Source organism: Sulfitobacter dubius, from assembly GCF_027214245.1.
In the GTDB taxonomy this organism is placed as follows: domain Bacteria; phylum Pseudomonadota; class Alphaproteobacteria; order Rhodobacterales; family Rhodobacteraceae; genus Sulfitobacter; species Sulfitobacter dubius_A.
This window is the reverse complement of record NZ_JAPWHM010000004.1, coordinates 164,223-182,353: the sequence shown is the minus strand read 5'-3', so window position 1 is coordinate 182,353 and position 18,131 is coordinate 164,223. Positions and strand designations below refer to the sequence as shown.

Annotated in this window: 20 protein-coding genes; 12 read left to right on the top strand and 8 right to left on the bottom strand. The window is 62.0% G+C overall.

The window, feature by feature from the left end; translation table 11 throughout:
• Positions 1-54: 54 nt before the first annotated feature.
• On the bottom strand, positions 55-1,164 hold the full coding sequence (locus O4H31_RS10955) for a carboxylate-amine ligase (protein ID WP_269345668.1): 1,110 nt from the start codon (positions 1,162-1,164) through the stop codon (positions 55-57).
• A 54-nt stretch (positions 1,165-1,218) separates the two neighbouring features.
• Complete coding sequence (locus tag O4H31_RS10950; RefSeq protein ID WP_269345666.1) at positions 1,219-2,718, bottom strand: CoA-acylating methylmalonate-semialdehyde dehydrogenase; 1,500 nt, start codon at positions 2,716-2,718, stop codon at positions 1,219-1,221.
• A 110-nt stretch (positions 2,719-2,828) separates the two neighbouring features.
• Here O4H31_RS10950 and O4H31_RS10945 point away from each other — a divergent pair, with 110 nt between their 5' ends.
• The 3 genes from O4H31_RS10945 to coaD all read left to right on the top strand — a co-directional run bounded on the left by O4H31_RS10945 (position 2,829) and on the right by coaD (position 4,875).
• Positions 2,829-3,749: a LysR family transcriptional regulator gene (locus O4H31_RS10945; protein ID WP_269345665.1), complete on the top strand. Its 921-nt coding sequence runs from the start codon at positions 2,829-2,831 to the stop codon at positions 3,747-3,749.
• A gap of 61 nt (positions 3,750-3,810) precedes the next feature.
• Complete coding sequence (locus O4H31_RS10940) at positions 3,811-4,245, top strand: CBS domain-containing protein (RefSeq protein ID WP_269345664.1); 435 nt, start codon at positions 3,811-3,813, stop codon at positions 4,243-4,245.
• A 132-nt stretch (positions 4,246-4,377) separates the two neighbouring features.
• Positions 4,378-4,875 carry a pantetheine-phosphate adenylyltransferase gene (gene coaD, locus O4H31_RS10935; RefSeq protein ID WP_067629160.1) on the top strand — a complete coding sequence of 166 codons (498 nt, stop codon included), beginning with the start codon at positions 4,378-4,380 and terminating at the stop codon, positions 4,873-4,875.
• Between the two features lie 322 nt (positions 4,876-5,197).
• On the opposite strand, the gene O4H31_RS10930 is transcribed toward coaD, so the two are convergent.
• Positions 5,198-5,341: a hypothetical protein gene (locus O4H31_RS10930; RefSeq protein ID WP_201721995.1), complete on the bottom strand. Its 144-nt coding sequence runs from the start codon at positions 5,339-5,341 to the stop codon at positions 5,198-5,200.
• 58 nt (positions 5,342-5,399) lie between these two features.
• Positions 5,400-6,401 carry a type I glyceraldehyde-3-phosphate dehydrogenase gene (gap, locus tag O4H31_RS10925; protein WP_269345659.1) on the bottom strand — a complete coding sequence of 334 codons (1,002 nt, stop codon included), beginning with the start codon at positions 6,399-6,401 and terminating at the stop codon, positions 5,400-5,402.
• 218 nt (positions 6,402-6,619) lie between these two features.
• On the opposite strand from gap, the gene O4H31_RS10920 reads away from it, so the two are divergent.
• Positions 6,620-7,594: a DUF808 domain-containing protein gene (locus O4H31_RS10920; protein ID WP_269345657.1), complete on the top strand. Its 975-nt coding sequence runs from the start codon at positions 6,620-6,622 to the stop codon at positions 7,592-7,594.
• Between the two features lie 83 nt (positions 7,595-7,677).
• Here O4H31_RS10920 and tkt read toward each other — a convergent pair whose 3' ends face one another.
• Entirely contained in the window at positions 7,678-9,693 is a 2,016-nt protein-coding gene (tkt, locus tag O4H31_RS10915) for a transketolase (protein ID WP_269345655.1), read from the bottom strand.
• Positions 9,694-10,022: 329 nt separating this feature from the next.
• Between tkt and O4H31_RS10910 the strand changes: the two genes are divergently transcribed.
• The 4 genes from O4H31_RS10910 (at position 10,023) to rpiB (ending at position 11,829) form a co-directional block, all read left to right on the top strand.
• Complete coding sequence (locus O4H31_RS10910) at positions 10,023-10,553, top strand: hypothetical protein (RefSeq protein ID WP_067629153.1); 531 nt, start codon at positions 10,023-10,025, stop codon at positions 10,551-10,553.
• Complete coding sequence (locus tag O4H31_RS10905) at positions 10,553-10,945, top strand: cell division protein ZapA (RefSeq protein WP_269345652.1); 393 nt, start codon at positions 10,553-10,555, stop codon at positions 10,943-10,945. The genes O4H31_RS10910 and O4H31_RS10905 overlap by 1 nt, the downstream gene beginning before the upstream one ends.
• Positions 10,942-11,277, top strand: a complete 336-nt coding sequence (locus tag O4H31_RS10900; protein WP_269345650.1) for an MliC family protein — start codon at positions 10,942-10,944, stop codon at positions 11,275-11,277. The genes O4H31_RS10905 and O4H31_RS10900 overlap by 4 nt, the downstream gene beginning before the upstream one ends.
• A gap of 102 nt (positions 11,278-11,379) precedes the next feature.
• Positions 11,380-11,829 carry a ribose 5-phosphate isomerase B gene (gene rpiB / locus O4H31_RS10895; protein ID WP_132443529.1) on the top strand — a complete coding sequence of 150 codons (450 nt, stop codon included), beginning with the start codon at positions 11,380-11,382 and terminating at the stop codon, positions 11,827-11,829.
• Between the two features lie 176 nt (positions 11,830-12,005).
• Here rpiB and grxD read toward each other — a convergent pair whose 3' ends face one another.
• The 3 genes from grxD to O4H31_RS10880 are packed head-to-tail and all read right to left on the bottom strand — an operon-like array spanning position 12,006 to position 12,954.
• Positions 12,006-12,368, bottom strand: coding sequence for a Grx4 family monothiol glutaredoxin (gene grxD, locus O4H31_RS10890; RefSeq protein ID WP_269345646.1), 363 nt, complete (start codon positions 12,366-12,368; stop codon positions 12,006-12,008).
• A gap of 1 nt (position 12,369) precedes the next feature.
• Positions 12,370-12,714, bottom strand: coding sequence for a hypothetical protein (locus O4H31_RS10885; RefSeq protein ID WP_269345644.1), 345 nt, complete (start codon positions 12,712-12,714; stop codon positions 12,370-12,372).
• A gap of 3 nt (positions 12,715-12,717) precedes the next feature.
• The gene (locus O4H31_RS10880) at positions 12,718-12,954 is read right to left on the bottom strand and encodes a BolA family protein (protein ID WP_067629149.1); all 237 of its coding nucleotides are present in this window, start codon (positions 12,952-12,954) and stop codon (positions 12,718-12,720) included.
• 145 nt (positions 12,955-13,099) lie between these two features.
• Between O4H31_RS10880 and O4H31_RS10875 the strand changes: the two genes are divergently transcribed.
• The 4 genes from O4H31_RS10875 (at position 13,100) to O4H31_RS10860 (ending at position 18,120) form a co-directional block, all read left to right on the top strand.
• Positions 13,100-14,059 (top strand): XdhC family protein, encoded by a 960-nt coding sequence (locus tag O4H31_RS10875; protein WP_269345639.1) that lies wholly within the window; start codon positions 13,100-13,102, stop codon positions 14,057-14,059.
• A complete protein-coding gene (locus O4H31_RS10870; RefSeq protein ID WP_269345637.1) occupies positions 14,056-15,057 on the top strand; it encodes a molybdopterin-binding protein in 1,002 nt (333 codons plus the stop codon). The genes O4H31_RS10875 and O4H31_RS10870 overlap by 4 nt, the downstream gene beginning before the upstream one ends.
• An 86-nt stretch (positions 15,058-15,143) precedes the next feature.
• Positions 15,144-15,629, top strand: a complete 486-nt coding sequence (locus tag O4H31_RS10865; RefSeq protein ID WP_269345635.1) for a (2Fe-2S)-binding protein — start codon at positions 15,144-15,146, stop codon at positions 15,627-15,629.
• A 115-nt stretch (positions 15,630-15,744) separates the two neighbouring features.
• Positions 15,745-18,120 carry a xanthine dehydrogenase family protein molybdopterin-binding subunit gene (locus O4H31_RS10860; RefSeq protein ID WP_269345634.1) on the top strand — a complete coding sequence of 792 codons (2,376 nt, stop codon included), beginning with the start codon at positions 15,745-15,747 and terminating at the stop codon, positions 18,118-18,120.
• Positions 18,121-18,131 lie beyond the last annotated feature (11 nt).

The window sequence follows — 18,131 nt, the reverse complement described above, 5'->3', positions numbered from 1 at the left end:
CCTGGAACTGAACACTTGTTTAATTCTATCAGCCGAAAGGTGCCGCAACAAGCGTCACAGATCGGCGTGGTATTCCTCTATCAGATGGCGCACGACGGCCTCGCCACCCTTGCCATCGGGCGCTTCGGCCCAGACTTTGCGCTGACGGTCGGCGGATGTGCCCTGTTTCACCACGTCGCGCAGGGCGCAGACCTCATCCAGACATCTGAGCGCCTCGGCGTCTTCGGCGATCAGGCCGATGATTTCCTCGAACATCTGGTCGAAGGGTTTGAGCGTCGGCCCCCCGAAGTCGATCAGCGTCTCGTTCACGCCGTAGCGCTGCGCGCGCCAGCGGTTTTCCTCGATCAGGAAGCGGTCATATTCGCGCCAGCGCAGATTGCTGTCGCGCAGGCGCAGCAGGAAGCGGGTGAGGGACTGTGTCAGCCCCGCCAGCCCAAGCGCGTGTGACAAGCGCGGCTGTACATCGCAGATGCGGCTTTCCAGCGTCGGGTAATGGGTCGACGGGCGCAGGTCCCACCAGATTTTCGACTGGTCGGGAATGATATCGAGGTCAATCAGCGCCTGCGTGCTGCGCTCATACTCTCCCCAACTATGAAGCAAGGGCGGCAGCCCCGTGCGCGGCATGCTCTCCATCACCGCAAGACGGTAAGACGCCAGCCCGGTGTCTTCGCCCTGCCAATAGGGCGACGAGGCCGAGAGTGCGAGCAGGTGGGGCAGGAAATAAGCGAATTGCGGCATCAGGTCGATGCGCAGGTCATCCCCCTCAATGCCCACATGGACATGCATCCCACAGCTTAGCATCCGGCGTGCGACACCGCCCAACTCAATCTCAAGCTGGTCGTAGCGTTCCTTATGCGTCGTCTCTTGGTTCTTCCAATCGGAGAAAGGATGGCAGGAGACGGCCACGGGGGACAAATTATGCTTGGCGGCGTGTCTGGAGATCGTGCTGCGCAGACGCTTTAAGTCCTCACGGGCCTCGCCAACGGTCTTGCAAGGCTTGCTGCCGATCTCGATCTGACATTGCAGAAATTCGGGGCTGACCTGATCGCCAAGGTCTTTGCGGCAATCTTCCATCAACCCTTCGGGGGTGTCAGCCAGCGCCAGTGAATCCTTGTCGACCAGAAGATACTCTTCTTCAATTCCGATGGTAAATTCTTTTTGCATGGCGCTGGCCCCGTTCTTTAGGGCCGACTGCCGCGGGGCAGCCGGCGTGATGATTTACTCCATCACCGGGATGGAGAATTCGCCACCCTCTTTGATGCCCGAGGGCCAACGGGCCGTCACGGTCTTGGTGCGGGTGTAGAACTTGAACGCATCCGGCCCGTGCTGGTTCAAATCGCCAAAGACGGATTTCTTCCAGCCGCCAAAGGTGTGGTAGGCCAGCGGCACCGGGATTGGCACGTTGATGCCGACCATGCCGACGTTGATCCGGTTGGCAAAGTCACGCGCCGCGTCGCCGTCACGGGTGAAGATCGCGGTGCCGTTGCCATACTCGTGGTCCATGGCAAGGCCGATCGCCTCTTCGTAGTCTTTGGCGCGGACGCAGGTCAGCACGGGGCCAAAGATTTCCTGCTGGTAGATGTCCATGTCCTTGGTGGCGCGGTCAAAAAGGTGCGGACCGACGAAATAGCCGTTCTCATAGCCTTGCAGTTTGAAGTCGCGGCCATCGACAACCAGTTCTGCACCTTGGTCGATACCGGACTGCACCAGACGTTCGATATTGGCTTTGGCGGCAGCGGTCACAACCGGGCCATAGTCTACGTCATTGCCGGAGGTGTAAGGGCCGACTTTCAGCTTTTCGATGCGCGGCACAAGCTTTTCGATCAGGCGGTCGGCGGTCTCATCGCCCACCGGCACGGCTACGGAGATCGCCATGCAGCGTTCGCCAGCAGCACCGTAACCCGCGCCGATCAGCGCGTCGGCGGCTTGGTCCATGTCTGCGTCGGGCATGATGATCATGTGGTTCTTGGCGCCACCGAAACACTGCACGCGCTTGCCGTTGGCACAGCCGGTTGCGTAGATGTACTCGGCAATCGGGGTCGAGCCCACGAAACCCACCGACTGGATCACGTCATGGTGCAGGATCGCGTCGACCGCCTCCTTGTCGCCGTTCACGACCTGAATGATGCCCTTGGGCAGTCCGGCTTCTTCCAGCAATTCGGCCAGCATCAGCGGCACAGAGGGGTCACGCTCGGAAGGCTTCAGAATGAAGGCATTGCCGCAGGCGATGGCGGGGGCGAACATCCACATCGGGATCATGGCGGGGAAGTTGAAGGGCGTGATGCCCGCGGTCACACCAAGCGCTTGGCGCATGGAGTACATGTCAATGCCCGGACCCGCGCTGTCGGTGAAGTCACCTTTCAGCAGTTCCGGCGCACCGATGCAGTATTCCACCACTTCAAGGCCACGCTGCACGTCACCGGCGGCGTCGGGCAGGGTTTTGCCGTGCTCACGGCTCAGCGCTTCGGCCAGCTTGTCCATGTCGCGGTTGAGCAGGGAGACGAACTTCATCAGCACGCGGGCGCGGCGCTGTGGGTTGGTCGCGGCCCATTTGGGCTGGGCGGCGGCAGCGTATTCCACGGCTTTGTTCAGCTCATCGCCATTGGCGAGCGGCACTTTCGCCTGCACTTCGCCGGTGGCGGGGTTCATCACGTCGGCAAAGCGCCCGGAGGTGCCTTTGACGTGTTCGCCGTTCAGGTAGTGGGTCATCTCTTGCATGATCGGTCTCCTCTTTGGTTGGCGGCACGATAGCCTTGCAAAAAGCAATGTAACAGAGGAAGGATGGCAAAACCGTCTTGCATTTTTGCAAATCTATGGAAGGCAGCGAAATGGATCAGAATTGGGACGACCTGCGGCTGTTTCTAGCCGTGGCGCGCGAGCAGAGCCTGTCGGGCGCGGGCAAGCTGCTGCGGCTCGATCCCGCAACGCTGGGTCGCCGCATGGCGCGTTTGGAAAAGGCGCTGCAGACCGTGCTCTTCGTCAAATCGCCCCAAGGCTATATGCTGACCGAGGCTGGCAGTGACCTGATGCAGCGGGCAGAGCGGGCCGAGCAGGCGATGCGCGCCGCCACCGCCGGGGTGCCGGTGCAAAGCGACCAACTCTCAGGGCAGATCCGCGTGGGTGCGCCCGATGGGGCGGCAAATTATCTGCTGCCGCAGGTCTGTGCGGCCATTGCGGCGAAAAACCCCGATCTGGATGTGCAGATCATCGCATTGCCGCGCGTTTTCAACCTGTCCCGGCGCGAGGCGGATATGGCGATCGGGGTGAGCGCGCCCACGGCAGGGCGGCTGGTGGTACAGAAAGTGACGGACTACCACCTCCATCTTGCGGCCGCGGAAAGCTATCTCGCACGCCACCCCGAGGTGACCTCGGTTGGCGATCTGCAAAGGCACCGGATGGTTGGCTATATCCCGGATATGATTTTTGATCGGGAGTTGGACTACCTCGCCGACCTCGGCATCAGCCGCGTGGCCTTGGCGTCAAATTCCGTCTCCGTTCAGGTGCGGATGATCCAGCAGGGCGGTGGGATAGGCATCGCGCATGACTTTTCGCTTGCCGCAACCCAAGGCGTGCGGCGCATCCTGACGCAGGCCGTCAGCCTCAAGCGGGCCTTCTATCTGATCCGCCATGCAGACGACCGCCGCAACGCCCGACTGGCGGCTTTTGCCGAGGCGCTGGCCGCCGGGCTTCGGGCCGAGACTGCCCGGCTGGAGGCCGAAGCCGCGCAGAAGACTGCGCCAAAAGCTTGACATGAAAGGATTTCGCGGTGACGCTGGAGGGGACTTTGCCCTGCATCAAAGGAGGCGTCAGATGCTCGTATCGCAGATTCTCAAGACCAAGCCCGATGGCAAGGTGGTTACGGCCAAACCCGGATTGGCGATCTCTGAGGCGGCGGCGATGCTGGCTGAAATGCGGATCGGGACGCTGGTGATCTCGGCCGATGGCAAGACGCCAGATGGGATTCTGTCTGAGCGGGACATCGTGCGCGAACTGGGCCGTTCGGGCGCGGGCTGCCTGCAACAGGCGGCTGAGAGCATCATGACCCGTAAGCTGGTGACCTGCAGCCGGGATGACCGCTCTGACGCGGTGTTGCAACAGATGACCGACGGACGGTTTCGCCATATGCCCGTGTTGGAAGACGGGGAACTCGTGGGGCTGATCTCTCTCGGCGACGTGGTCAAGGCGCAGTTGCAGGAACTGTCGATGGAGAAGCAGGCCCTCGAAGGCATGATCATGGGCCACTGAGGCGTTTTCAGGGGCCACGACAGGGCGGTTCTGCGGGCTGACCGCGGAACAGTGCTACCGCTAACCGACTTGCGCTTGCGGCAGTGAAATGCTTGGCTGTGCCGCAACGCAGCAGATACGCAGGACAATTACATGCGCATAGCCCTCTATCCCGGTACGTTCGACCCGATCACGCTGGGGCATATCGATATCATCCGCCGCGCCGCCCGTATGGTCGACCGGCTGGTGATCGGCGTGGCGATTAACCGCGACAAGGGGCCGCTCTTTAGCCTTGAGGAACGTGTCGCGCTGATCGAAGCGGAATGCGTGCAATTGGCCGAGGAAACCGGCGTCGAGATCGTGGTGCACCCTTTCGAAAACCTGCTAATCGACTGCGCGCGCGATGTCGGGGCGCAGACCATCGTGCGCGGTCTGCGGGCGGTGTCGGATTTTGAGTATGAGTTCCAGATGGTTGGCATGAACCGGCAGTTGGACGATTCTATCGAGACGGTCTTTCTGATGGCCGAGGCCACGCATCAGGCCATCGCCAGCAAACTGGTGAAAGAGATTGCGCGGCTTGATGGCGATGTCAGCAAATTTGTGACCCCTGCGGTGAACGAAGTGCTGATTGAGCGCTTTGCGCGGAAGTAGCGTCCGGAGTAGAGAGCGGACCGGGTGCGGCGCGGTTCTGCGCGGTATTTTTAAAAGGATGAAGGGGAGGGGCGTGGCGCGTGAGTGGCGGTCGCGTCTTTTTGTCGTCAGCGGCCTTGGGCGGCGATGATAGCGGCCGGGGCCAGCATGCGGTGGGAGAAGCCCATTCGTGGTCGTGCCTGTAAGACCCTCAGCAGATTGTCTTGTCGCAGCGCCGTTTGATCGGCGGCGTGGTTGAATCGGCTGAGACCAGTCTGCGGTCGGTGACCGATAGCACGCCGGTTCCGATGGGACAGAAAAGAGGGTTGCGGCGCGGCTTTCCTTAGCGCCAAAAGGCAACCCATTCGATCAATTCAAAAAGCTTTTTGCCGAGATAGATCATATGGTCCGCGCCATAGGCATAGAGGTCGACCATCATGGCCCCGGCGATGACGAGGGCCAGCACGATGGCGATGGAATTGGTCATGGCGCGGCTCCGGGCGGGGTTGGCCTGATATTACAGCCACACCCCCGCCGTGCAAGCCTTAGCCCAGTTTGCCCATGGCGACGGCGACATCGGCCATGCGGACCGAGAAGGCCCATTCGTTGTCATACCAACCGAGCACGCGCACGGTGCGGCCTGCGACGACGATGGTCTGGTCGGGGGCGAAGATGCAGCTTTGCTCCGTATGGTTGAAGTCGATGCTGACTTTCTGTTCGGGATCATAGGCCAGCACACGTTTCATCGGGCCATCGGCGGCGGCGCGGGCGGCGGCGTTGATCTCTTCCACCGTCACGTCGCGGCTGGCTTGGAAGGTCAGGTCAACGGCGCTGACGTTGGGGGTGGGGACGCGCATGGCGGTGCCGTCGAGTTTGCCTTTGAGCGCGGGAAGCACTTCGCCCAGAGCTTTGGCAGCCCCGGTGGAGGTGGGGATCAGCGCCATGGCAGCGGCGCGGGCGCGGTAGAGGTCATCGTGGCGTCGGTCGAGCGTCGGCTGGTCGCCGGTGTAGCTGTGGATCGTCGTCATCAGGCCGCTTTCGATGCCCACGGCGTCATGCATGACTTTGGCCAGCGGCGCGAGGCAGTTGGTGGTGCAAGACCCGTTTGAGATCATCCGGTCGGAAGCGGTCAACTGGTCGTCATTCACGCCGTAGACGATTGTCTTATCGACGTTTTTGCCGGGAGCGGAGAGCAGGACGCGCTTGGCGCCGTTCTTAAGGTGAACGTTGGCTTTGTTGCCGTCGTTGAACTTGCCGGTGCATTCCAGAACCACGTCGCAGCCGGACCAATCGAGCTCTTCGAGGTTGTAGCTCGACATCATCTCGATGTCGTTTTGGCCGAGGTTCATATAGCCGCCGTCGACAGAGACTTCGCCGGGGAAGCGGCCATGGACGGAATCGTATTTGATGAGATGCGCAGCAGTGCTGAGCGGGCCGGTGGCGTTCACCTTGATCACTTCGATGTCATGGCGCCCCGAGGCCGCGATATGGCTGAGGGTGCAGCGGCCGATGCGGCCAAATCCGTTGATGCCAACTTTGATGGTCATGGTGCATTCCTTGTCTCGGGCCGCGCGAAGGGAGGCCGTATGTCGGGGTCGCGCGTTCTATATCCGCGCAAGGCAGGCAGGGGAAAGGGGCAAAACCAAATGATTTCCATATGTTAGCGTTAAACCTGCATGTTAGCGGTAAAGGTCGCTCCGGCTTCGGGCTTGCCAGATGGGCTGCACATGCTACTTCGGTTGCAACACGCAAAAAGGGGCACGGAATGAGCGGTTTACTGGCACTTGTAGATGACGTGGCGGCCATCGCCAAAGTTGCGGCGGCGAGCGTGGATGACGTGATCGGGCAGGCGGCCAAAGCGGGCTCGAAGGCGGCGGGGGCGGTGATTGACGACGCAGCGGTGACGCCGAAGTATCTGCATGGGTTCAAGGCTGAGCGTGAGCTGCCGGTGATTTGGCGGATCACCAAAGGTTCGTTGCGCAACAAGCTGGTGTATCTGTTGCCCGTTGGGTTGCTTTTGGCGAATTTCGCGCCTTGGGCGATCTCACCGCTGTTGATGCTGGGTGGCGCTTATCTGTGTTTTGAGGGGGCTGAGAAGGTTGCTCATGCGCTTGGCTGGGGGCACGGGCACGAGGATTATCCTGACAAGGAGAAGGTGATCGAAGACCCTGCGCATCTGGAAGAGCAGAAGGCCGCGGGCGCGATCAAGACTGACTTTATCCTTTCGGCAGAGATTATGACCATTGCGTTGTCGGCGATCCCGGAAAGCAATTTCTGGATGGAAGCGGCGACACTGGCGGCGGTGGCAGTGATGATCACGGTTGCGGTCTATGGTGCGGTCGCTTTGATCGTGAAGATGGACGATTTGGGGCTGGTGATGGCAAATAGGGGGCGTTTTGCCCTGACACGGACATTTGGGCGCGGTTTGGTGCGCGCGATGCCCGGCTTTCTGAAGCTGCTGACGTTCGTCGGAACGGCTGCAATGCTTTGGGTTGGCGGGTCGATCATTATTCACGGGCTAGAGCAGATGGGCTTTGCGGCGCCCTACAACTGGATTCACGACGTGGCAGTCACCGTGGGCCATGCGGTCCCCGCACAATTCGAAGGGGCAGTGGAGTGGACTACAACAGCGGCAATCGATGGCGTCTTTGGTCTGGCTCTTGGCCTGCTGCTAATCCCGGTGGGTGAGAAGATCATCACGCCGATCTGGCGCAAGGTCTTTCATAAGGCGGCGGTGTAAAACGCGGTTCTAGTGATAGGACAATAGAAAAGGGGCGACGGTTGAACCGTCGCCCCTTTTTGCTGTGCCGTGTGATCCGTGGATCAGAGCAGCGCCTTGGCTTTCTCAGCGACATTCTCGGCGGTGAAGCCGAAACGCTCGAACAGTTCTTCCGCCGGGGCGGAGGCACCGAAACGGTCCATGCCGACGAAGTCCGCCTTGCCGTATTTGCCGCGCTCGCCAAAGAGCCATTGATCCCAGCCCTGACGCATGCCTGCTTCGATACCGACACGCACGGCACCACCGGGCAGCACGCGCTTGCGGTAAGCTTCATCCTGCGCAGCGAATAGCTCCATACAGGGCATGGAGACGACGCGGGTGCCGATGCCCTCGGCCTGCAACAGGTCACGCGCGGCCAGTGCCACATGCACTTCCGAACCGGTGGCGATCAGGATCACCTGACGCTTGCCCTCGGCATCGGCCAGCACATAGGCGCCTTTTTCGGTGAGGTTGTTGTTCTTATGCTCAAGACGCACGGTTGGCAGGCCCTGACGGGTCAGGGACAGAACCGATGGCGTAGTTTTCGAGGTGAAGGCAATCTCCCAAGCCTCTGCCGTTTCCACCGCGTCGGCGGGGCGGAAGACGTAGGTGTTGGGTGTGGCACGGCTGATCGCCAGATGCTCGACCGGCTGGTGGGTCGGGCCATCTTCGCCAAGGCCGATGCTGTCATGGGTCATGACGAAGGCCGTGGGGATTTGCATCAGCGCCGCGAGGCGCATCGACGGACGCGCATAGTCGGTGAAACACATGAAGGTGCCGCCATAGGGACGGATGCCGCCGTGCAGCGCCATGCCGTTCATCGCCGCCGCCATGCCGTGCTCGCGGATGCCCCAGTAGACATAGCGCCCGCCGCGGTTGTCCACGTCGAAGACACCCAGATCGGAGGTCTTGGTGTTGTTCGAGCCGGTCAGGTCCGCCGAGCCGCCAACCGTTTCGGGCAGGATCGGGTTCAGCACTTCGAGAGCTTTTTCGCTCGCCGCGCGGGTCGCCATCTTGGGCGCGCTCTCGGTGATCTGCTTTTTGAAGGCTTTGACGGTAGCGCTCATCTTCTTGGGCGCTTCCAGCGCTAGCGCTCGGTTAAACGTCTCCCGCTTGGCGCGGGGCATTTTGTCGAAACGCTCTTCCCAAGCGCGGCGTTCGTCGGCACCGCGTTTGCCGATCTCTTCCCATGCGGATTTCACATCCGAGGGCACTTCGAAGGGGCCAGTCGTCCAGCCATAGGCTTTCTTCGCATCTGCCATTTGATCGGCATCCGTCAAAGCGCCGTGGCCTTTCGAGGTGTCCTGTGCCGCGTGGCCCAGAGCGATATGGGTTTTGCAGGCGATCATGGTGGGCAGATCAGAGGCTTTCGCCTCGGTCAGGGCCGCGTCGATCTCATCGGGGTTGTGGCCGTCGATTTCGATCACATGCCACTGCGCGGCCTTGAAGCGCGCGACCTGATCGGTGTTGTCCGACAGGGTCACCGGGCCGTCGATGGTGATGTTGTTGTTGTCCCACATCACGATGAGCTTGCTCAGTTTGTGGCGGCCTGCCAGCGTGATCGCCTCTTGGCTCACGCCTTCCATCAAGCAGCCGTCGCCCGCGATGACATAGGTGTGGTGGTCAACGACCTTTGCCCCGTACTGCGCGCGCAGCATCTCTTCGGCCATGGCGAAACCGACCGAATTGGCAATGCCTTGGCCGAGCGGTCCGGTGGTGGTCTCAATCGCGTCGGCAAGGAAGTTTTCCGGGTGCCCGGCTGTGCGCGCGCCCATCTGGCGAAAGTTTTTCAGCTCTTCGATGGGGAACTGCTCATAGCCCGTCAGGTGCAACAGCGAGTAGATCAGCATGGAGCCGTGGCCCGCCGACAGGATGAAGCGGTCACGATCAGGCCAAAGCGGGTTGGACGCATCAAATTTCAGGTGCTTTTCAAAGAGCACGGTGGCCACATCGGCCATGCCCATCGGCATGCCGGAGTGGCCCGAATTGGCGGCGGCGACGGCATCGAGGGTCAGCGCGCGAATGGCGGTGGCCTTGGACCAGTGATCGGGGTTTGCGCGTGCGAGGGCTGTCAGATCCACGGGGCGTTCCTTTGCGGCTGTGGCAGATTGGGCCTGTGCATACCAGCGATCGGGCAAAGTTCAAGCACAACCGGGCGCCAGAAGCGGTGCGCGGCACGGGCAGAGGTGAACTCTGTGCCTCAAGTCGCTGAAACGAAAGGGGGGGCGCAATTTGCCTGCGCTTTGGCTAGGATTGCGGAAACCGGCTGATCCGGGCGATTCGCGCGCGTGACATTGCGTCGGCTGCGCGCTATCTGCCGAATATGGCAGCCATAACGGGCCGCCGCCACGGGGCACGGCAGGCGAAAACGCCGCCGATAGAGCAGGACGAACGAGGAGACTTCATGCGGATGAGTGAACTTGAAGAATATCAACGCCGCATCACGGCCGCGATGGATCGGATGGCGAAGGGGCTGGATCAGCTCAACGCCGCCCCGGCCGAGCCGGATGAGGATATCGTGCAGGCGCTGGAAGACGAGCGGCAAGCCAACGCTCAGCTGACCGACCGGGTCAAAACCCTGAAGGAAAGCCATCAGGACGAATTGACCGCCCTGCGCGATCAGATGGAATTCAACAATGACCGGGTGACCCAGCTTGATATGGACGTGCAGCGTCTGCGTCAGGCGAATGAGCAGTTGTCGGCGGCCTGTGAGCAGTTGCGTCTGGCCAATGCCGAAGGGCTGGCCGACCCCAAGTTGATCGACACCGCCGTGATCGCCGAGTTGGAAAGCCTGCGCGCCACCCGCGCCATTGAGATGGCCGAGATTGACGCCGTGTTGACCGCGTTGGCACCTCTGGTCGAAGACGGCGAGCCCGAACCCGAAGCGCCCGCCGAGGACGACCGCGCCGAAGAAGAACCCAAGTCAGGAGGGGCCGACTGATGCCCGAAATACGGATCACCATTGGCGGCCGCCAGTTCGAGGTCGCCTGTCAGGAAGGTGAAGAGAGCTATCTGCACGCCGCCGCCAAAATGCTGGACGACGAAGCCCGCGTGCTGAGCGATCAGGTGGGCCGCATGCCCGAGGCGCGGATGCTGCTCATGGCCGGTCTGCTCTTGGCCGATAAGACCGCCAGCGTCGAAGACCGCATTGCTGAGTTGCGCGCCGAATTGGCCGAGCGTGAGGCCGAATTGACCAGCCTGCGTAACACCAAGATCGAGCCGGAGCGTATCGAAGTGCCCGTTGTGCCGCAGGGTGTCAAAGACACCTTGGCCGAGATCGCCGCACGGGCCGAAGCGCTGGCCGCCGAGATTGAAGAGAAGTCGGACAAATGAGAAAACTGGCCAGAGCAGCCCTCTGTGCGCTGCTCTGGGCCGCTCCTGCCGGTGCTGAGACGACCGCTTTGACCTATCTTTGTGATCGTGGAGTAGCGGTGCCGGTGGTCTATGTCCCCGATGCCGATCCCGCTGTCGCGGTGCTCTATGTCGAAGGGCGGTTGATCCATTTGCAAATCATGCCCTCCGGCTCTGGCGCGCGATATGGCTGGCCGTCGGATGGGTCATCCTATGAATGGTGGGAACATCAGGGCCGTGCGCGCCTTGGCTGGCACGAGGGGGCCAGCGACGCGGTGACGCCGATCTATACGGACTGTGTGCCGCAATATTGACCCCATGCGGGATTGCGGCGCGGGCGGCAATATGATCTGGGGGGCGCGAAAAGTGCCCCTTGGGTGCTGGATCTTGCGACGCAACAATCAGGACACTCTCCCATGACCGTGAAACCCCGCATCATCATCTCAAGCGACCATGCCGACATCGCCCTGCGCCAAGACATCGCGCGCCATGTGGCCGAGCGCGGTTTTGAGGTCGAAGACATCGGCCCGGCAACGGCAGAGAGCACGGATTACCCCAAACACGGCGAAGCCGCCGCACGACGCATCGCTGCGGGGGAGTTCGACCTTGGCATCCTGATCTGCGGCACGGGGCAGGGCATCATGATGGCGGCGAATAAGGTCAAGGGCATTCGCTGCGGCGTCTGTGCCGATACCTTCTCGGCCAAGATGATCCGGGCGCATAACGACGCGAATATGCTGTCGATGGGCGCGCGGGTGATCGGCGGCGGGCTTGCGCTTGAGATCGTGGACGCATTTCTGGATACCGAATTTGAAGGCGGGCGTCATGGCCGCCGCGTCGATATGATCACGGCGATTGAAGACTGAGGTTAAGGTGCTGCCGGGGCGCGCCCGTTTGGGGTGCGTTCGGGGCGGTTTTCGACGCCGAGTTTGCAGGGCGCTATCGCTGGTGGTGCTGCGCGGGGCGCCTGCAGGTGCCGGACAAAAAAACACCCCGGAGGGCCAAGCCGCTCCGGGGTGTTTTCGTCTAACCTGTGGTCGCTTTAACCGTTGGCTTCGCGGATCTTGTCCGCAGCGTCCTTATCAAAGGTCACGCCGTTCTCGGCAAAGAGCGTGTCCAACTCGCCCGAGAGTGTCATCTCGGTGATGATGTCACAGCCACCGACGAACTCGCCTTTGACGTAAAGCTGCGGGATGGTCGGCCAGTCAGAGAAGTCCTTGATCCCCTGACGCAGCCCCTCATCAGCCAGCACGTTCACATCGCTATAGTTCACGCCCATGTAGTTCAGCACCCCGGCCACGCGGCTGGAGAAACCGCACTGCGGCATTTCCTTGGTGCCTTTCATAAACAGAACCACGTCATTTTTGGTGATTTGTTCTTTGATCTGGTTGGCGGCATCGCTCATGTCATTTGTCCTTCGTATCTGATTTCTTGAACGCAGCGTGATAGCGCCGCGCATAGGTTTCATCGTCGGCCCAGGGCTTCACATCCAACTCGGCCCCGCCGAGAAAGAAACCGCCCCGTTTCTTCGTCCAATTCGTCTGCCCACGCTCAAGGCTCTCATTGCGCCGCGCGGTGCTGGCCACGGCATCCAGATCCAGCGCCTCCATCCCCAGCGGCACTTTGCCGGTCTCAGGGCGCGGAGGCTGGCGCTGCGACAGCGGCACATGCCGCCCGCGCCGCGCACGGTGTTGGGCATAGGCGGTAGCGGCAATCCCGCCCAGAACAACCGCTGCGGCCCAGCCCCACATCGCTTAATCCGGCGTCCGTGTGGTCAGCGCCAGCGCGTGCAGATCACCGTTCGATCCGTCCATCTTGCCTTTGAGGGCCGCATAGACGGCGCGCTGTTGCTGAACCCGGTTCATACCGCGAAAGCTTTCGTCAACGACCATGGCCGCCATATGCACACCATCATTGCCTTCGACGGTGATCTTGGCGTCCGGAAAGGAAGCGCGGATCAGGTCTTCGATTTCGCTGGCTTGCATGGGCATAGGGTGGCTCCGGGTGTTGTGATATCTTGGCCTAGATGTAGTGCCGCACTGCGCTGCGTGCAAGGCGAAGCCGAAGGCTGGATCGGGCATTGACCTTTGCCCGCGTTGCAACACACTCTGCGCCCTCACGGCGAAAGGACAGCAGATGGACCGGATCCCCGAACAGGCGCTCGAATGGGCCGAGGCTGGACAGCCTGTGGCGCTGGCCACGGTGGTAGAGACATGGGGCTCGGCCCCGCGCCGCGCAGGCGCGCAGCTGGCCGTGGCGGGCGATGGCACGATGATGGGCTCAGTCTCGGGCGGATGTGTGGAAGGCGCGGTGGTGGTCGAGGCGCTGGAAGCGCTGGAGGACGGGCGCACGCGGCTGCTGGAATACGGCGTGAGCGATGGTGATGCCTTCGCAGTGGGCTTGGCCTGCGGGGGCACGATCAAAGTGCTGGTGGAACCGGTCGGGCCTGACGCATTACCCCTAGAGATGCTGCGGGAACTCGTTGCGAAACGCGCGGCGCGGGAGGCCGTGGCCTATGAGGTTGCCCTTGATGGCAGCCACCGCCACTTGACGCATGAGGGACATCAAGACCGCTTCCGCCGGGACCGGTCTGGCGTAGAGGAAGACAGTGGGCGTTTCATCGCCATCCACAACCCGCCGCTGCGCCTTGTGATCGTCGGCGCAGTGCATATCGCGCAGCATTTGGTGCGCATGGCGCGGGAGGCTGGGTTTGATCCCATCGTCGTCGACCCGCGCGAAGCCTTCGGCTCTCCTGCGCGCTTCCCTAACTGTCGGCTTGTGAACGACTGGCCCGATGCCGCGCTGCGCGAGATCGACCTCGATGCCCGCTCTGCCGTTGTTTTGCTGACCCATGACCCCAAACTCGACGATCCGGCGCTGCATGTGGCGCTTGGGTCAGAGGCTTTTTATATCGGCGCGCTCGGCTCGACCCGAACCCAGGCCAGCCGCCTTGCGCGATTGGAAGAGGCGGGCGTGCCGGCAGCGCAAGCGGCGCGGATCAACGGACCGGTCGGGCTTGATATTGGGGCGGCAAGCCCCGCCGAAATCGCCGTCTCGATCCTTGCTCAGATGATCCAAAGCCTGCGTCGGCCATGAGGTTCGGCCCGGTTCCCCTGAGCGATGCCCTCGGCGCGACGCTGGCTCATTCCGTGGCGGTCCCTTCCGGGCGGCTGCGCAAGGGTAGGGTGCTGGCACAGGGCGATATCGATGCGCTGAAAGAGGCCGGGATCGCAGAGGTGATCGTCGCCCAGCTCGACCCCGGTGACATTGACGAAGACGCCGGTGCTGCGCGTTTGGCCCAAGCCCTTTGCGGGCAGGGGCTAAGGATGTCGGAACCCTTTACCGGGCGCGTGAACCTGCTGGCCGATGGGCCGGGCGTGGTGGTGATGGACCGCGCCGCCCTTGAGGCGGTGAACGCGGTGCATCCGATGATCACGCTGGCCACCGTGCCGCCCTATCAGCAGATGGGCGAGAACGGGATGGTGGCAACGATCAAGATTATCTCCTACGCCGTGCCCGCCGACGCGGTGGAGACCGCTTGTGCGGCAGCGGGAGAGGGCGCGCTGAGCCTTGCGGCACCCGTCTTGGGCGACGCGACGCTCATCATCACCGATGTCCCCGGCGGCGCCGGAGAGAAGGGCCGCGCGGCGGTGGAGGGGCGGCTGAAGGCCCTGAACGTGACCCTGAAAGATGCCACAACGGTTCCCCATCGCACCGCCCCGCTGGCCGAAGCCATTGCGGCCGCGCAGACCGATCTGATCCTGATCCTCACCGCCTCGGCCACGTCCGATATCAATGATGTGGCCCCAATGGCTTTGCGCACTGCAGGCGGCGAGGTGACACGTTTTGGCATGCCTGTGGACCCCGGCAATCTGCTCTTTCTCGGCCACCTGGGCACCCGAGCCGTGATTGGCCTGCCTGGCTGCGCCCGCTCGCCTGCGCTGAATGGCGCGGATTGGGTGCTGTCGCGGTTGGCATGCGGCATTCCGGTCACCAGCGCGGATATCGCGGGCATGGGGGTGGGCGGACTGCTCAAGGAAATCCCGACCCGCCCACAGCCGCGAAACCCCGGCGAAAGCGCGAGCGGTGGCTGACAGAAAGCCCTCAGAAAATATGTGTTCTCAACTAGTGCTTGTCGTGCTTAACTGCCTCTAACAAGCGTCAGACTGGGAGGAAGAACATGACACAGGTCAAGATGACCGTGAACGGCAAACCCGCGTCAGGGGAGGTCGAAGGCCGCACGCTGCTGGTGCATTTCCTACGCGATGATCTGGAACTCACCGGCACCCATGTGGGCTGCGACACCAGCCAATGCGGGGCCTGTGTGGTTCATGTGAATGGCAATGCGGTCAAGGCCTGCACCATGTTCGCGATTGAGGCTGATGGGGCCAAGATCGACACCATCGAAGGGCAGGCGGCTCCCGATGGCACGCTCAACACCATCCAGCAGGCGTTTCAGGATCACCACGGGCTGCAATGCGGATTTTGCACGCCGGGCATGGTGATGTCGGCGGCGGCCCTGCTCAAGGACAACCCCAAGCCAAGCGAGGCCGAGGTGCGCCATTACCTTGACGGCAACATCTGCCGCTGCACCGGCTACCACAACATCGTCAAAGCGATCATGGCGGCCAGCGGCCAAGAGGTCAGCGCGCTGGCGGCAGAGTAACGTTGGAAGCAGTGTCGCGCTGAGCAGACCGGTGATGGCGGAGGGAGGACCACCAGAACCGGGCGCCGCGTGACAGATCAGGTGCATCCGCACCGCCACCAAACGGGAGGATATTATGCCAAAGGATTTTGAACCGAGCAGCGGAATTGGGGCCAGCAGCAAACGGCGGGAGGATATTCGCTTTCTCACCGGGTCGGGGCGCTACACCGATGACATCAACCTGCGCCGCCAGACCCATGTGTTTTTCCTGCGCTCGGATGTGGCGCATGGGCGACTGACGGGGGTCGATACCTCTGCCGCCGAGGATATGCCCGGCGTGCTAAAGATTTTCACTGGCGCGGATTTTGCCGAGATCGGCGGGATGCCCTGCGGCTGGCAGATCACCGACAAACATGGACAACCGATGCAAGAGCCGAAACACCCGGTTCTGGCCCATGAAAAGGTCCGCCATGTGGGCGAGCCCATCGCCGCCGTGGTGGCCGAGACGCTGGCGCAGGCGCGCGACGCCGCCGAGGCGATTGTCGTCGATATCGGCGAGTTGCCCGCCGTGGTCAACATGAAGGAGGCGGTCAAAGACGATGCGCCCAAGGTGCATGACGATCTGACCAGCAATCTCTGCTACGACTGGGGTTTTGTTGAGGAAAACAAGGACGCGGTGAACAAGGCCTTCGAAGACGCCGCCCATGTCACCACGTTGGAACTGGTGAACAACCGCCTCGTCGCCAACCCGATGGAGCCGCGCGTGGCGATCGGCGAGTACGACCGCTCGGCTGGCGATTATACGCTTTATACCACCAGCCAGAACCCGCATGTGATCCGCCTGCTGATGGGCGCCTTTGTGCTCGGCATCCCCGAGCATAAACTGCGCGTTGTTGCCCCGGATGTGGGCGGCGGCTTTGGCACCAAGATTTTCCACTATCAAGAAGAAGCCTTTTGCACCTTCGCCGCCAAGGCGGTGGGGCGTCCGGTGAAATGGACCTCCAGCCGGTCCGAGGCTTTCATGTCCGACGCCCATGGCCGGGATCACGTCACCAAGATCGAATTGGCACTGGATGCGGATAATAACTTCACCGCCCTGCGCACCGATACCTACGCCAATATGGGGGCCTATCTGTCGACCTTCGCGCCCTCGGTGCCGACCTGGCTGCACGGCACGCTCATGGCGGGGAATTACAAAACGCCGCTGATCTATGTGAACGTTAAGGCGGTCTTTACCAATACCGTGCCAGTAGATGCCTATCGCGGGGCCGGACGGCCCGAGGCGACCTATCAGTTGGAGCGTCTGATCGACAAGGCCGCGCATGAGTTGAAGGTCGACCCGATCAAACTGCGCCGACAGAACTTCGTGACGGAGTTTCCCTATGCCACGCCGGTGGCAGTGGAATATGACACCGGCGACTACAACGCCACGATGGATAAGCTAGAGGAGATTGCCGACCACGCTGGTTTCGAAGCCCGTCGCAAGGAAAGCGAAGCCAAAGGCAAGCTGCGCGGTTTCGGCGTGAACTGCTATATCGAGGCTTGCGGCATCGCGCCGTCGAACCTTGTAGGCCAACTGGGTGCACGCGCGGGCCTCTATGAAAGCGCCACGGTGCGGGTCAATGCCACCGGCGGGCTCGTCGTGATGACCGGTAGCCACAGCCACGGGCAGGGGCATGAGACCTCATTCGCGCAGGTGGTGGCCGATATGATCGGCATCGATGAGAATATGGTCGAGATCGTCCATGGCGACACGGCGCGCACACCGATGGGGATGGGCACCTATGGCTCACGCTCGCTGGCTGTGGGCGGCAGTGCCATGGTGCGCGCGACGGAAAAGATCATCGCCAAGGCCAAAAAGATCGCAAGCCACCTGCTCGAAGCGTCGGAAGGGGATATCGAGTTGAAGGACGGCGCGTTCAGCGTGGCGGGCACCGACAAATCCGTGGCTTGGGGCGATGTGACGCTGGCGGCCTACGTGCCGCATAACTATCCGTTGGAGGAGATCGAACCGGGGCTGGAAGAAACTGCCTTCTACGACCCGTCGAACTTTACCTATCCGGCGGGTGCCTATGCCTGCGAGGTGGAGCTTGACCCCGACACCGGCCAAGTCACCGTTGAGCGGTTCACGGCCGCCGATGACTTTGGCAATGTGGTCAACCCGATGATCGTTACCGGCCAAGTGCATGGCGGCTTGGCCCAGGGGATCGGTCAGGCTTTGTTGGAGAACTGCGCCTATGACGAAGACGGCCAATTGCTCAGCGCGTCTTACATGGATTACGCCATGCCCCGCGCCAGCGATCTGCCGTTCTATGACGTGGATCATTCCTGCCAAACGCCCTGCACCCACAACCCCTTGGGCGTGAAAGGCTGCGGGGAGGCGGGGGCGATTGGCTCGCCGCCTGCTGTGGTGAACGCGGTGCTGGATGCCATGCGCTCGGGCGGGAAGGACATCGGCCATATCGACATGCCGGTCAGCCCCGCGCGGGTTTGGGAGGCGATGAATGGCTGAGCTCCTTGGCC

Excerpts from the sequence above, each read along its gene's own strand:
- O4H31_RS10955 (WP_269345668.1), bottom strand. The coding sequence starts at position 1,164 with ATGCAAAAAGAATTTACCATCGGAATTGAAGAAGAGTATCTTCTGGTC.
- O4H31_RS10950 (WP_269345666.1), bottom strand. The coding sequence starts at position 2,718 with ATGCAAGAGATGACCCACTACCTGAACGGCGAACACGTCAAAGGCACC.
- O4H31_RS10945 (WP_269345665.1), top strand. The coding sequence starts at position 2,829 with ATGGATCAGAATTGGGACGACCTGCGGCTGTTTCTAGCCGTGGCGCGC.
- O4H31_RS10940 (WP_269345664.1), top strand. The coding sequence starts at position 3,811 with ATGCTCGTATCGCAGATTCTCAAGACCAAGCCCGATGGCAAGGTGGTT.
- coaD (WP_067629160.1), top strand. The coding sequence starts at position 4,378 with ATGCGCATAGCCCTCTATCCCGGTACGTTCGACCCGATCACGCTGGGG.
- O4H31_RS10930 (WP_201721995.1), bottom strand. The coding sequence starts at position 5,341 with ATGACCAATTCCATCGCCATCGTGCTGGCCCTCGTCATCGCCGGGGCC.
- gap (WP_269345659.1), bottom strand. The coding sequence starts at position 6,401 with ATGACCATCAAAGTTGGCATCAACGGATTTGGCCGCATCGGCCGCTGC.
- O4H31_RS10920 (WP_269345657.1), top strand. The coding sequence starts at position 6,620 with ATGAGCGGTTTACTGGCACTTGTAGATGACGTGGCGGCCATCGCCAAA.
- O4H31_RS10910 (WP_067629153.1), top strand. The coding sequence starts at position 10,023 with ATGAGTGAACTTGAAGAATATCAACGCCGCATCACGGCCGCGATGGAT.
- O4H31_RS10905 (WP_269345652.1), top strand. The coding sequence starts at position 10,553 with ATGCCCGAAATACGGATCACCATTGGCGGCCGCCAGTTCGAGGTCGCC.
- O4H31_RS10900 (WP_269345650.1), top strand. The coding sequence starts at position 10,942 with ATGAGAAAACTGGCCAGAGCAGCCCTCTGTGCGCTGCTCTGGGCCGCT.
- rpiB (WP_132443529.1), top strand. The coding sequence starts at position 11,380 with ATGACCGTGAAACCCCGCATCATCATCTCAAGCGACCATGCCGACATC.
- grxD (WP_269345646.1), bottom strand. The coding sequence starts at position 12,368 with ATGAGCGATGCCGCCAACCAGATCAAAGAACAAATCACCAAAAATGAC.
- O4H31_RS10885 (WP_269345644.1), bottom strand. The coding sequence starts at position 12,714 with ATGTGGGGCTGGGCCGCAGCGGTTGTTCTGGGCGGGATTGCCGCTACC.
- O4H31_RS10880 (WP_067629149.1), bottom strand. The coding sequence starts at position 12,954 with ATGCCCATGCAAGCCAGCGAAATCGAAGACCTGATCCGCGCTTCCTTT.
- O4H31_RS10875 (WP_269345639.1), top strand. The coding sequence starts at position 13,100 with ATGGACCGGATCCCCGAACAGGCGCTCGAATGGGCCGAGGCTGGACAG.
- O4H31_RS10870 (WP_269345637.1), top strand. The coding sequence starts at position 14,056 with ATGAGGTTCGGCCCGGTTCCCCTGAGCGATGCCCTCGGCGCGACGCTG.
- O4H31_RS10865 (WP_269345635.1), top strand. The coding sequence starts at position 15,144 with ATGACACAGGTCAAGATGACCGTGAACGGCAAACCCGCGTCAGGGGAG.
- O4H31_RS10860 (WP_269345634.1), top strand. The coding sequence starts at position 15,745 with ATGCCAAAGGATTTTGAACCGAGCAGCGGAATTGGGGCCAGCAGCAAA.